12 protein-coding genes are annotated in these 14,026 nt (G+C 44.2%); 10 read left to right on the top strand and 2 right to left on the bottom strand.

What is annotated here, in order from left to right; genetic code table 11:
* Window positions 1–102 precede the first annotated feature (102 nt).
* Complete coding sequence (locus ACP69U_RS12735; RefSeq protein WP_426138695.1) at window positions 103–2,958, bottom strand: AAA family ATPase; 2,856 nt, start codon at window positions 2,956–2,958, stop codon at window positions 103–105.
* 382 nt (window positions 2,959–3,340) lie between these two features.
* Here ACP69U_RS12735 and rsmG point away from each other — a divergent pair, with 382 nt between their 5' ends.
* The 10 genes from rsmG to ACP69U_RS12785 all read left to right on the top strand — a co-directional run bounded on the left by rsmG (window position 3,341) and on the right by ACP69U_RS12785 (window position 13,290).
* Window positions 3,341–4,057 (top strand): 16S rRNA (guanine(527)-N(7))-methyltransferase RsmG, encoded by a 717-nt coding sequence (gene rsmG / locus ACP69U_RS12740; protein WP_296240077.1) that lies wholly within the window; start codon window positions 3,341–3,343, stop codon window positions 4,055–4,057.
* Between the two features lie 225 nt (window positions 4,058–4,282).
* Window positions 4,283–5,062, top strand: a complete 780-nt coding sequence (locus tag ACP69U_RS12745; protein ID WP_426138696.1) for a ParA family protein — start codon at window positions 4,283–4,285, stop codon at window positions 5,060–5,062.
* 154 nt (window positions 5,063–5,216) lie between these two features.
* Window positions 5,217–6,362 carry a ParB/RepB/Spo0J family partition protein gene (locus tag ACP69U_RS12750; protein ID WP_060490852.1) on the top strand — a complete coding sequence of 382 codons (1,146 nt, stop codon included), beginning with the start codon at window positions 5,217–5,219 and terminating at the stop codon, window positions 6,360–6,362.
* An 85-nt stretch (window positions 6,363–6,447) separates the two neighbouring features.
* Window positions 6,448–7,182 (top strand): MotA/TolQ/ExbB proton channel family protein, encoded by a 735-nt coding sequence (locus ACP69U_RS12755; RefSeq protein ID WP_426138697.1) that lies wholly within the window; start codon window positions 6,448–6,450, stop codon window positions 7,180–7,182.
* Between the two features lie 86 nt (window positions 7,183–7,268).
* Window positions 7,269–7,700 (top strand): ExbD/TolR family protein, encoded by a 432-nt coding sequence (locus ACP69U_RS12760; RefSeq protein WP_025651795.1) that lies wholly within the window; start codon window positions 7,269–7,271, stop codon window positions 7,698–7,700.
* Between the two features lie 94 nt (window positions 7,701–7,794).
* Complete coding sequence (msbA, locus tag ACP69U_RS12765) at window positions 7,795–9,582, top strand: lipid A export permease/ATP-binding protein MsbA (RefSeq protein ID WP_426138698.1); 1,788 nt, start codon at window positions 7,795–7,797, stop codon at window positions 9,580–9,582.
* Between the two features lie 85 nt (window positions 9,583–9,667).
* On the top strand, window positions 9,668–10,816 hold the full coding sequence (gene lpxK, locus ACP69U_RS12770) for a tetraacyldisaccharide 4'-kinase (protein WP_426138699.1): 1,149 nt from the start codon (window positions 9,668–9,670) through the stop codon (window positions 10,814–10,816).
* 37 nt (window positions 10,817–10,853) lie between these two features.
* Window positions 10,854–11,666 carry a 3-deoxy-manno-octulosonate cytidylyltransferase gene (kdsB, locus tag ACP69U_RS12775; protein ID WP_426138700.1) on the top strand — a complete coding sequence of 271 codons (813 nt, stop codon included), beginning with the start codon at window positions 10,854–10,856 and terminating at the stop codon, window positions 11,664–11,666.
* A gap of 84 nt (window positions 11,667–11,750) precedes the next feature.
* On the top strand, window positions 11,751–12,887 hold the full coding sequence (locus tag ACP69U_RS12780) for a DNA polymerase III subunit delta' (protein WP_426138701.1): 1,137 nt from the start codon (window positions 11,751–11,753) through the stop codon (window positions 12,885–12,887).
* A gap of 55 nt (window positions 12,888–12,942) precedes the next feature.
* A complete protein-coding gene (locus ACP69U_RS12785; protein WP_426138702.1) occupies window positions 12,943–13,290 on the top strand; it encodes a PilZ domain-containing protein in 348 nt (115 codons plus the stop codon).
* A 300-nt stretch (window positions 13,291–13,590) separates the two neighbouring features.
* On the opposite strand, the gene ACP69U_RS12790 is transcribed toward ACP69U_RS12785, so the two are convergent.
* Window positions 13,591–13,905: a hypothetical protein gene (locus tag ACP69U_RS12790; protein ID WP_426138703.1), complete on the bottom strand. Its 315-nt coding sequence runs from the start codon at window positions 13,903–13,905 to the stop codon at window positions 13,591–13,593.
* Between the last annotated feature and the right edge of the window lie 121 nt (window positions 13,906–14,026).

Raw genomic sequence — 14,026 nt, forward strand, 5'->3', positions numbered from 1 at the left:
TCATCATCGCAGAAAAGCATCGTAGCGTCTAGGGCATGTCTTCAATTCGCACACTGATTTATTGATTGGTTTTGATACAGCTAAATTTCACTATAAATCAGCTTATATGGCGTCAATGGGTGTTTTAGTGTCATTGTTATCGATACCTTGATTGATGCTTTTGTCGATGCCTTGATCCTCATTTATACTGACTTCGTTGTGCTCCGCCTTGTCTTTACATTTTTCTTTTTTTCTCTTGTCCCGTTTTTTTTGACGTTTTGCTTTTTGCTTTTTTTTATCTTTCTTTTTGGACTTTTTATCATCCATACCATCGTCATTGTTATCTTGATTTTCATCCCATAACATCAGACGACTTAAGACTTTACCAAACAACGTGTCTTTACGATAGCGACCTTTCTTGTTCATGGTATCGATAGGTAAGCCAGTCATCAGCGTCAATGCTTCGCTCAGTGTATAGACACCATAAATATGAAATTCGTTCGCTTTGACGGCAGCAATGATGTCGTCACGCAGCATGAGCTGTTTGACATTGGCCATTGGAATGACCACGCCTTGCTGCCCAGTCAATTCTTGCTCGCGGCACGCATCAAAGAATCCGGCGATTTTAGAGTTGATGCCACCAACCGCTTGCACTTCGCCCAATTGGTTCATAGAGCCAGTAATGGCAAATGATTGATCAATCGGTACGTTTGCTAAGGCAGATAGCAGCGCACAGCCTTCGCTGACGGTGGCACTATCGCCATCGATATGGGCGTAGCTTTGCTCAAAAGCGAGCGAGGCACTAAAGTTGAGCGCATGATGTTGACTGAATAAGGCGCGCAAATAGCTGGTCATAATCAGCATGCCTTTGGCGTGTAAACTACCGCCCAAGTCTACATCACGCTCGATATCGAGAATCTCACCCGTACCAATATTTGGTTGAATGACGGCAGTCAAGCGGGCGGGCATGCCAAACTCGCTATCGGCATAGCTGACCACGGTCAGCGCATTGACTTGTCCAACAGCGCTGCCTTGAGTTTGAATAAGCTGCTGACCGTTTTTTAGCTCATCCCAATAGAGGTCACGCAGGTATCCTGAACGCTCGTCCATATCATCGATGGCTTGTGTGACATGATAGGCATTGACGATGTTTTTTCCGCTTAAATGCGCGTGGCGGTTAGACTCATGCAACAGCTTGATTAATAAATCACTGTGCAAGCTTAAGCGGTCTTGGTCTTCTGCTTGTAAGCTTAAATGCTCAAGTAGGGCAGCTTGCGCGCTACGATCAAACGGATAGAGATTGGCATAGTCAATGATATCAGCCATTTTCGCGACTAACGCCAATTCGTGCTCACTGCTGCGAGGCACGTCATCGTGAAAATCTGCACGTACTTTAAATACCGCATCAAACTCAGGCTCAAGCTCTAACAGCTCATAATATAAGTCTGCTTCACCAAGCAAAATCACTTTAACATCAAGGTCAATGGGGGCAGGTGCTAACGATAAGCTGCCTGTTAAGGTCAGCATTTGTTCAAGGCTTGAGAGTTTGATTTTGCGTGATTGTAACGCCCGCTTGAGACCCTGCCAAGCATACGGATGCTCAAGTAAGTGACTCGCTTCTAATAGTAGATAACCACCATTGGCACGGTGTAGAGCACCTGCTCGAATCATACTGACATCAGTGGTGACCGTGCCTAATTGGGTGATTTGCTCGACATGACCCAACAAGTTCAAATGCGTTGGCAAGTCTTCAAAGATGACGGGTGCACCGTCGTCCGGCGTGTGACTGACAATGACGTTGACCGCATAGCGACTTGGGGTTGTGGCCAAAACTGCTGTCAAAAATTCTTCGTCATCGCCATTGACGATGCGCTCGACATGCGTAACCATGTCGGCAAATACGGTCTTGAGATAGTCAATGACCAACGGGTGACTGGCAAATTGCTCATGAACAGGGGCAAATAAAGGTTGCAGTGCACGACGTGCGATATTGCGATGCAGGGCTTCTATCGCATCATTGGCTTCGTCCTCTAACTGCTCTAAGGCGATGGTCAACTGACTTAAGCGTTTTTGCATATGGTTTTTTTGGACAAAGTTATTTAACTCAGCTTCGTATTCACTATTGCCGTATTCAGTATTGTTTTCATTCTGCTCTGCATTCGCAGGATCGTTATACTCGGTGTTAGAAATGCTCGCTTCACTACTATTATCGCTCACGGATTTATTTTTATGGCTAGCAGATAATTTATCATCACCACCACTAGTTTCTGTCGCGAGTTGACTGGGGTGTACAAACACCGCTTTATTATCAAAGGAGCGAAACGTCAACGCTAAATCATATTGTTTGCCTTCTGCATTGAGCACATCATAAGCCTGACTTTCTTTTTGATGTGTGTCATTTTTGATGGCTTCGATTTTGCTTTGATATTGGTCACTACGAAAGCGTTGGCTCAATCGTTTTTTGGCTTGTTGCCATAATTGATTGACTTGCTGCTGCAATAAGGAGGCTTGCCCCGCAGGTAGTCGCAGCGCTAAAGGGGTACGTGGATCGGTGAAATTATGCACATATACCCAGTCGTCAGGTGTGGGTGCATCGGCGGCAATGCGCGTTAGCAAGCGGCTGATGACGGTGCGTTTGCCCAAGCCATTTTCACCAGCAGCAAACACATGATAGCCACTGGCTTTGATATCCAAAGCTGTTTGTAAGGCTTTTAGGGCACGCTGTTGACCAAAGCCAACGTCTAGATCTGGTGCCGTACGGGTATCCGAGGGTAATTCATCAGGGTCGCTATAGCGTTTTAGTTGCTCAGCGGTGACAAGGCAGCGCTGCTTGATATCAATAAAGCATGGATGCGGTGCATTCGCTGTTGCTGATTGGGTGCTTTTTAATTCAATGATGGGTGTTGCCATATTATTAGCGTCTTTTTTATTAGCGTCTCTTGATGATTGAGAGGTAGGGATGTGTGGCTGTTTGGTCATAGGTATAAATTATATCGTTTGTAGAAAGTGGCGTGGTTATTAAGTGCTATTAAGTGCCATTAAGTGTTATTAAGTTTACTAATGAGCGCTAATACTTGGTTTTTTCTAGTTAATTTGCATCGTTCATAAAAACATCTTACAAGATAAAACGGTGTTTTAAATAAATCATTAAAAGCAGTTTTGTATCATTAGCAAGCTTTGTTAAAAACGCCTATATAAGTAATCATTCATCATCCATTTGACGTGATTAAAGAACAATAACGCCTCAATATAGGCTCAGATAGTATAAGATGTCTCACATTGGCGCAATCTGCAACTATTCAATGGGCAGACTGCATGATAAAATAGACGGTTCACATGTCAAAACTGGATAACTCGTTGTATGTCAGACTTTACTAAAACATCTTCATCCTCTGCTAACACGGGCAATATCCGTATTGATCCGACTGGCTTTGTAAAGCTTGGCGCACAGTTGCCAGCGCTGGCGAATACCTTGGCTCAAGCGGTCGATGAGCTTAGTCTACCCTTGAGTGAGACGCAGCAGCGCACATTATTATTGTACTTAGACCAGCTTTTGTTGTGGAATAAAGCGTATAATCTGACCGCCATCACTGATCCAGAAGAGGCTTTAATCAAACATATAATTGATTGTTTGGCTATTATAACGCATTTACCGTCAGGGTCACTGTTAGATATTGGCACAGGAGCAGGGATGCCAGCGGTTATCATTGCGATTTGTCAGCCAGAGCGTCAATGCACCGCACTTGATAGTAATCAGAAAAAAATTCGTTTTATTAAGCAAATCAGCAGTGAGCTTGGCTTGAATAATATGCAGCCAATTGCTTCTCGTATCGAGGCGCATGAAGCCAGCTATGACGTTGTGACTTCTAGAGCCTTTGCCAGTTTGATCGATTTTGTCGAAGTGGCTCAGCCGCGCTTAGCAGATAACGGTTACCTATGCGCGATGAAAGGCAAAGCGCCAAGCGATGAAGAACTACAAGCGCTGGACAATGACTGGCATATTAAGACGATTAAGCTTAAAGTGCCTCGTTTACACGATAGTCGTCATTTAATTGAATTGTCCTATAAAAATGTCTAAGCTATGAACACCTTTTAAGTGATACGTGTCGGTGACACATGATTTTGTTGATATCTGAATGGCAAGATATTCAAAATATGGTGATACAGGTCGTGCTGATTATATAGAGATACTCGTATTGTTTAAGCTTATGAGTATGATGCTATGCAAAGTTTAGCGAAAAATTGATTGTGTAAGCCAAAAGTAAAATAACAGTAATAGACCCTAATTAAATTGAGTGAGTGTATGGAAATCATAGCAATTGCGAATCAAAAAGGCGGCGTGGGCAAAACCACGACGGCAGTAAATTTGACCGCCAGCTTGGCTGCGAAGCGCAAGCATGTACTGCTGATTGACTTAGACCCACAAGGCAATGCTACCAGTGGTACGGGTGTTGATAAAAACGAGCTTGGGCTAACTATCGCTGACGTATTATTGGATGGGGTGTCGCTGTCTGATGCTATTGTTACCAGTCCGGCGGGGTTTGATGTGATCGGTGCCAATCGTGATTTGGCTGGCATGGATATCACCTTAATGAATAAGACCGATAGCCATGAGCTTTTTAAGACAGCAATGGTGGCATTAGTCAATGATCAGATAGCTGCTAAAGAACTGGCTTACGATTATGTGATTATAGACTGTGCACCCAGCTTGAATTTGCTGACGATTAATGCGTTAGTTGCTACAGACAGCGTCATTATTCCGATGCAGTGTGAATACTATGCACTAGAAGGCTTGGCTGATTTGTCGCAGACGATTGAGCGCTTGACGGAGTTGAATCCAAAGCTATATATCCGCGGCGTAGTGAGAACGTTGTTTGATGCACGCAATACGCTGGCTCGGGATGTCTCTGCCGAGCTGGAAGCGCACTTTGGCGATATTATGTATAAAACCCATATTCCAAGAAATATTCGCTTAGCAGAAGCGCCAGCGCATGGTTTACCAGTTATCGCTTACGAGAGATGGTCAAAAGGTGCGCGCGCTTATCAAAAATTGGCGGCTGAAGTCATGAAACAAAGTGACTAATATGCATGTATGCATATTTTTTTAGCACCAATGATAGACTGCAAGCAAAAGCGTGCAAACAGATATTGACCATTGAATATCGTATTTATGAGTAATGAGTAAGCTGTATTAATAATTATTTGGCTTTTATTTTAGCGTTAGAGGATAGGTAATCATGGCGAAGAAAAGAGGGTTGGCTGCCAATCGAGGCTTAGATGCCTTATTGGGGTCAATCAAAAAAGAAAAGCAAATCACCGCCTCTGCCTTGCAAGACGACATGGCGGCGCGTGAGAGTACTTTGCCAGCTGAAACGCTAAACGCTGATAGATTAAATATTAGCAAGACTGCTCAATCTGATAGTAATGAGACCAGTGAAAAACCAACGACCAAAGCTATCGCCTCTGACACCACTACCAGCAGTCGAACCACACGGTCGCCGCGCACGATAAACAAAGGTACGGCTAATAAGAATCGTGTTAATGGAACAGATACTAGTGCCTCTGAAGACCAGATAAGCTTGGTGCAAATAGATGTCACGCGTTTGCAAGCGGGTAAGTATCAGCCACGCCGTGATATGAGTGAAACGGCGCTTGCAGAGCTGGCGTCTTCGATTGAGCAGCACGGTGTCATGCAACCGATCGTTATCCGTCCGTTATTGGCCAATGAAGACAAGAGTGAAGCATTCGTTACCCATGAGATCATTGCTGGCGAGCGCCGCTGGCGTGCGGCAAAAATGGCAGGTAAATCTGTCATTCCAGCGATTGAACGTGCTTTATCGGATGAGCTTGCCATCGCACTGGCCTTGATTGAAAATATCCAGCGTGAAGATTTGTCCGTGATTGAACAGGCCGCAGCATTACAACGCTTTCATACTGAATTTGGTATGAGTCATGCGATGATTGCCGAAGTCGTTGGCAAGGCGCGCACCACCGTATCAAACCTGCTGCGTCTCAATCAGCTGCATGATACCGTCAAAGATCATTTGGCAAATAGCGCCCTAGATATGGGTCATGCGCGCACGCTCTTAGCATTATCCTCTGAGCAGCAGCCGATTATCGCGCAAAAAATTATCGACGGCGGTATGACGGTACGCGACGCTGAAAAGTTGGTTAAATCGATCTTGCAGCCTGCGCCTAAAGCCAATCGTGCTGAGCAAACGCAATCTCGTGAGGTTGAGCGTTTAACGCAAAGACTGACAGATATGTTAGGGGCTGAAGTCAAACTCAAACACAAAAAAGATGGTCAGGGTAGTGTTGAGATATTTTTCCATAACCAAGATCAGTTAGCAGCTTTAATTAAGCACATAGAAGCACAGGCTTGATATCGCTAACGAGTTTGTCATGATGCTGTAAATTTAAGATACTTTGATAGTCGCTATTTTTATAAAAATATAAAAGAGAGTCAATATGTGGGAGTTGGTAAAAGCGGGTGGTTGGTTGATGACACCTATCGTGGTGTGCTCAATATTGGCATTGGTTATCATCATCGAGCGTAGTCATACCTTACAGTTTAATAAAGTTGCCCCGAGTAGATTGCGCGAACAGCTAATCACGCGCTTACGTGAGAATGGGGATATTGGTCGTACACAGTTGATGAATGTCAAAGAAAAAACACCTTTGGGAGATATTTTAGCGACAGGGCTGCTGTATCGTCAATATGGCTTAGACTCGATGACGATGCATATGCAAAACCGCGCTAGCGTACAAGTGCATCAGTTAGAAAAAAACATCAATATGCTTGGGACCATAGGGGCGATTGCGCCACTACTGGGGTTGCTAGGCACGGTATTAGGCATTATTTCGTCGTTTTTGGCGATTACCGATGGGGCGATGCAAGACCCAACGATGCTTGCTGCTGGTGTGTCACAAGCGTTGATTACGACTGCTGCTGGTATGATCGTGGCTATTCCAGCACTGGTCGCCTATCGTTATTTTCAGCGCCGTATTATCGATATTAATGCCCAGTTTGAGACGCAAGCGGGACTCATGATTCAAGAGTTGTATGATTATCATTTGCTGGAAAATACGTCTACTGCTGGCTTGAATGTGCCTGCACATCGTGCGCCATCGGATGACGTTGTAGATCACGAGGATGCAGTGGATGGATTAAGCTCAAATAATGGTGTTGCCGTCACTTCTTAGCATTTATTTCTTAGTATCTGTGACTGTTCAGCACGCCCTAATAATCCATCAAGCACATGAGTATTCAGTAAATTAAAGAGAGTGATATGCGCTTTAGAAAACCGACTGTTGAGCCGCTCGAAATTAACTTGACCCCGATGATTGATTGTTTGTTGTTTTTGATTGTGTTTTTACTATTAGCAACGTCGTTTAATCATTTTAGTCGTTTAAATATTATTCTTCCTGAAGCTGAAGGTGTCGCGCTGACAGAAGAGAAAAACAGTATCGAAGTGGCGGTACAAGAAGATGGCAGTTATCTGGTGAACGGTATTACGCTTGCTAGTAGCAATGAGGCAGAGTTGACCAGTATGCTACAACAAGAAGCTGGTAGTAATCGTGACATGCTATTTGTTATTGCTGCGGATGCCAATGCCACCCATCAATCGGTTGTGCGAGTGATGGACATTGCGGGTAAACTGGGATTTTTGAATCTTAATATCAGTACGGTCGTGCCACTTGGTCAGCCGTTACCGCAGTAGCCTATAGCTACTTTAATGCCATTGATAGATGCTCTTATAAAACTGCGATTTTAACGCAGTCCATTCATATGATGACCCCCAAATTGAGGCTTTTATGAGCCAAGCATATCAACCTGACTCTGCAAAAACTGCTGCTAAAAAACTATCAGCAGAGCCGTCAAACATACCTAAGCATAAGACCTTACTGCGTTTGCTGAGTTATTTAAAACCATACTGGTGGGCATTAATGCTTACTGTGTTGGGCTTTGCGATTAATGCGGCGACAGAGATTTGGATTGCCAAATTACTTCAATATATCACCGATGCCATTAATCAGAACGATCAAAGCAAACAGGATTTATTTCCATTATTGATCATTGGTCTGTTTTTTGTCCGCGGTGTTGGTAGCTTTTTGGGTAATTACTATTCTGCTCTGGTCTCACGTAATTTGGTATATGAGCTGCGAGTGGAAGTCTTTAATAAATTGCTTCGTCTGCCAAGCTCTTTTTACTTAGCCAATCCTGCTGGTACCATTTCATCCAAGCTGATATTTGATGTTGAGCAAGTCACCGCAGCTAGTACAGACTCTATGAAGACGCTACTGCGGGATGGTCTGACAGTCGTCGCCTTGATAGGTTTCTTGCTTTATAGCAATTGGCGTTTGACGTTGATTTTATTCGTTGTGCTACCGCCAATATTGTGGCTTATTCGCATCGCCTCAAAGCGTTATCTAAAGTTGTCTAAGGGTATACAAGAGACGATGGGTGATGTCAGCCATATTACCAATGAAGTGATTGGTGGCTATCAGGTTGTCAAAAACTATGGCGGTCAAGCATACGAAGCCGCACGCTTCGATAAAACATCAAAAAAGAACTTACGCCAAGGCATGAAGGTCGTGGTGACCAACAGTATCAATACGCCAGCAGTACAGCTGCTAATGGCTGTCGCCATGTCAGTTGTGGTGTGGCTCGCACTACGCCCATCGGTGATCGACAATATCTCAGCGGGTGAGTTTATCTCATATATCGCCGCTGCAGGTTTGCTCAGCAAGCCGGTACGCTCATTGACTGATATCAATCAAAAACTGCAAAAAGGTATCGCGGCAGGTGAGTCTATTTTTGCCTTGTTGGATGAGCCAGAAGAAAAAGATACTGGTGTGCTTAGCCCTGCTTTGACGGGCAAAATCAAGCTGGACAATGTCAGTCTGGTTTATCCTGACTCAACGGTCGCTTTGCGTGACTTTACGTTAGAGGTAAGAGCAGGTGAGACGGTTGCATTGGTAGGGCGAAGTGGTGCTGGTAAGTCATCTTTAGTAAACTTACTGACGCGCATCTTATCGACCTCTTCTGGGCAAATTACCTTGGATGGTATACCGATTGAAGACATTAAGCTTGAGAGCTTACGGGCGCAGATTGCGATGGTCAATCAACAAGTAGTCCTATTCAATACCACGGTATTTAACAATATTGCTTATGGTGGCTTAGCCAATAAAACCCAAGCTGAGGTTGAGCGTGCCGCAAAAGATGCCTTTGCTCATGATTTTATTATGAAAATGCCAAACGGCTATCAAAGTGAAATTGGTGCTGAAGGTTTGCAGTTGTCTGGCGGGCAGCGTCAGCGCTTATCGATTGCTCGTGCGCTATTAAAAGACGCGCCGATTTTAATTTTAGATGAAGCAACCAGTGCGTTAGACAATGAATCAGAGTATTACATTCAGCAAGCGCTTGATAATGTGATGAAAGATCGTACCACATTAGTCATTGCACATCGACTGACCACCATTGAATCAGCCGATCGTATCGCCGTGTTAGACAGCGGTCAAATCGTCGAGTTAGGCACGCACGATGAGCTTATGCAATTGCAAGGTCATTATGCGCAAATGTATGAACGTGACTTTGAATAAAATTATTGGACTATTCTTTGAGCAGCTTTGACGTTCAAATCGTGCTAAGTTAAAGTTTAGCTGAATAGGTAAGTGGTCAATTATCATGAGTATTGAAACGACAGTGACGCGTGCCTGGCAACGTCAAGCCGCTTGGCTATGGCTATTGCTACCTATTAGTTGGTTGTACGGACTTATCACCACGCTGCGTCGTCAAGCTTATAAAGCTGGGCTGTTAGCAAGTTATCACGCGCCTGTTCCCGTTATGGTGATCGGCAATATTAGCGTGGGCGGTAGTGGCAAAACACCATTGATTATTGCCTTGGTTGATTATCTACAAGAACGGGGCATAAAGGTAGGGGTCATCAGCCGTGGTTACGGTGGCGATACCAGTCAAATGCCAGCTTTAGTCGATGCCGCCAGTTTGCCCAATGTGGTAGGGGATGAGCCTTGTTTGATTGTTAATATGACAAATGCGCCCATGGCAGTATGTCCCGATCGTAAGCAAGCAACTATGACCTTGTTAGCTGCCCATCCTGACTTGCAATTCATTATTGCCGACGATGGCTTGCAGCATTATGCACTGCAACGTGACATTGAATGGATTGTGGTCGATTCAGCACGGGGCTTTGGTAATCAACAGCTCTTGCCAACAGGGTTTTTACGTGAACCGATGTCGCGATTGCAGGGTGCAACTGTCATCTACCATGAGCCACTAACAACAGATTCAGTGGACAATAAAAAAGATAATAGCAATCTGTACCGAGCCCATCGTTTGACAATGCACTTAGAGGCGAATGCTCTGCAACTCTTATGGCAACCTACTTTATCTTATTCTCAAATTGATATGCCTAAAAAGGGTTGTAGAGTGCATGCGGTGAGCGGTATTGGTTATCCGCAGCGGTTTTTTGATACTTTAAGTTCGCTAGGCTTCGATGTCGTTGGACATCCTTATCCTGATCATTATGATTTTGAGTTGGCGGAATTATTGCAGTATACCGAATATCCAATCGTAGTCACCAGTAAAGATGCGGTAAAAATAAGAGCGTTGCTATCGAAAGCCACTACTGATAAAGCGCTGAATAATGAATATCAAACGCTGATAAACAGACTATGGGTACTGCCAGTAACCGCCAAACTCTCTGACAGCTGTTATGATAATCTGCAGCAACAGCTAAAAAAGCTAGGTATTGATATCGAAAACAATACCAATACCAATACCAAAGCAAAGCAAAGCAAAGCAAATAATAGATGATGCTTTAAACCGTATAAAAATTGCTATAGGAAACCCCATGTCGTCAGTGATTATGCCCGCCAAAACTCACATTGTTATCCCTGCTCGTTTTAAGAGCACGCGGCTGCCTGGCAAGCCATTACTAGAGATACATGGTAAGCCGATGATTCTTTGGGTTGCTGAAAAGGCGCAAACAGCGCACTTCGCTGATGATATGTGTATTGCCACGGATGATGACGATATTGCCAAGATATGCATGGATGCAGGGTTTGATGTGGTGATGACCAGTAGCAAGCATGCTTCAGGCACTGACCGTTTGGCAGAAGTTGCCGCCATCAAAGGGTGGGCTGACCATGATATCGTGGTCAACATGCAAGGCGATGAACCGTTAGTACCACCGTTATTATTGGAGCAGGTAAAGGCGCTTTTGGTCGCAGACAGTGATAGCGTGATGGCGACTTTGTGTGAGCCTATCGATGACTATGAGACCTTTATGCGTCCATCAGTGGTCAAGGTTGTCAGTCAACACGCTAATGACTTGCAACGTGCGCTTTATTTTAGCCGAGCGCCCATTCCTTGTGATCGTGATGTCGTATTGTCCAATGATGATCATAGAAACCCACCAAAAAATGCTTATCGTCATTTAGGGTTATATGCTTATCGCGTCCGTTTATTACAGCAGTTTGTGCATTGGCCGCAAACGCCACTTGAGACACTTGAAAGCCTAGAGCAGTTACGCGTTTTAGAAAATGGAGCGCAGATTGCTATTGCAGTTGCCGCTTGTCATCTACCTGCAGGGGTCGATACCCAAGAAGATTTAGACCGCTTAAATGCGATGAGCTTGAGTGATTTTCAGAATCCTATTGGATAAATAGCCTAAGAAAAAATATTTTATCTAAAGCGTCATAAATACGCTATATCCTGAATAATCAAGCGAAGTGATAGGACGTTAGCTATGAGTGATAAGACGCAGAATACAGGCACAATGGATACTACAGACCACATTTATTTCGCCGCGTTATTGCCATGGCAGCAAAATCTATGGTCGCAATTGACCAAGCGAGTTTTGACATCACAGCAATCTTTGCCACATGCGCTATTAGCTGCTGGTATGCAGGGTATGGGCAAGCGGGCTTTTGTATGGCGTTTGGTCGCTTGGCTATTATGCCGTGAGCGTGATAGCCATCCCACAGGGGCTTGCGGCGCGTGTGAAAGTTGCCAATGGCTAAGGTCTGGCACGCATCCAAGCTTACAGGTATTGCCACTGATCAGTATGCCAATCAGTGCAGACAATGCTGATAATAAAGAGAAACTAAGTAACGCTGCAAAGGATAAAAAATCACCCAAAACAGCCAATAATAGTGCTCTTAAGATTAAAGTGGATGATATCCGTAACTTGCAGCCTTTTATCTACCAAGGTGGTCAAGGAATGCGTATCTGTGTGTTAGACCATGCAGAGCAAATGACGATTGCCGCGGCCAATGCGCTACTCAAAACCTTAGAAGAACCACAAGCTAAAGTCCATTTATTTTTGATCAGCGATACTCCAGCACAATTACTGCCCACCATTAAAAGTCGGGTGCAGCAGTTGCCATTACAGACCATTCAGCCTGTAATCGCCGTTGACTATGTGACACAGGCACTTGGCTATACGGTCAATCGTGAAGCGGTCGGAACGGCTGCGATTGAGCAGCTTATCCAATTGGCAAATGGCGCACCTTTGGCAGCGATAGCCATGGCACAAGCGCCATGGTATAGCAAACGTGCGCTATGGTTGACGACGTGGCAGGCATTGCGGAGCGGTAAACGTAGTAGTGTGGCAGCCAGTGACTATTGGCAAAACCAACTGAGTATCACAGAATTTATTCAGCTGTCTGAGCTGATGCTACTTGATATGCGCCGTATTTGCTTAGGGCTTAATGCGCTTCAAAAAGACGTCAATCTATCCGCTGCCTTAGAAAAGTATCCACCTGATAATAATGGCCTAGCACTTTTTTCTAATAGCTTACAGCAGACAAAAGTCGCTCTGCAACAAAATGTGCAAGAAAAATTTGCCTATGATAAGCTAATGCAAGAATTGGCTTGTTTATAAGAAAATCTGCCTCGATAGCAAATAAAAATACCAAACTTAATGAAGGAAGCTGACTATGGCCATGCCAGGACGCGGCGGGATATTAACCTGCCACATTGAAAATATCGAAATGTTATATGCCAGCTACTTGTCCTTTGTCAGTAATGGCGCATTATTTGTGCCATCCAATGACGCTCAGCAGCTAGGTAACGAGGTATTTATCGCCATCACTTTACCCAATTTTAGCGAGCGTTTGCCTATGAATGGCAAAGTGGTTTGGATTAACGCCAAAACGCAAGGTGGTCGACCGGCAGGTTTTGCGGTACAGATTGGAACTGATATTGCAGGTCAAAGAATTAAAAACGAAGTTGAGCGATTATTGGCGGGTAAAATAGATGGTTTGCAGTCCACCTATACCATGTAATTATTTATTGTACTTGTAATGGTTTTGATGAATGTTAGACGACTATTATTCAACAAACAGTATAAAAAAAGCCACCTTATATATCGATAAGGCGGCTTTTTTTATGAGCATAAGACTAGGGCGTGTCTTCATTTTAAAAATGGTGATAAAAATTGCCGTCAAACAATGAAGGTAATGCCAATAATATCGAGATATCAATAAGCTGTTTGACTATCCTTGGCAAAATGTAGCCATTATTAGCCAATTTAGAGGACAATCGATTGAATTGAGGACACGGCTTACGTAAAACCAGCATATCTTTTAATAGCGCGGTGGCACATACATATCATCTGGAATAGGCTCACGGTAGTATTCGTCATCACGTTTACGATCGGGTAATTCGACCTCATCACGTGGCACTTCCTTATAAGGAATTTGTTCGAGTAGATGAGCAATACAGTTTAGCCTTGCGCGTTTTTTATTGTTACCTTCAACCACCCACCAAGGTACTTCAGGGATATGCGTTCGCTCAAACATGGTCTCTTTAGCCTTGGTATAGTCTTCCCAACGGCGGCGTGATTGTAAGTCCATGGCTGAGAGCTTCCATTGCTTGAGCGGGTCATGAATACGGCTCACCATGAACCGCCCCGACTTTATCGGAGGCTTATTTACTTGAGTCAGGCAGCAACACCTGACAGGATTAAATTATCATAATACTGCTTTTCAAACTCAAAAGGTGACACATAACCAATCGTGC

This window comes from Psychrobacter sp. TWR1-1-1 (assembly GCF_049895865.1).
GTDB classification, from domain to species: domain Bacteria; phylum Pseudomonadota; class Gammaproteobacteria; order Pseudomonadales; family Moraxellaceae; genus Psychrobacter; species Psychrobacter immobilis_A.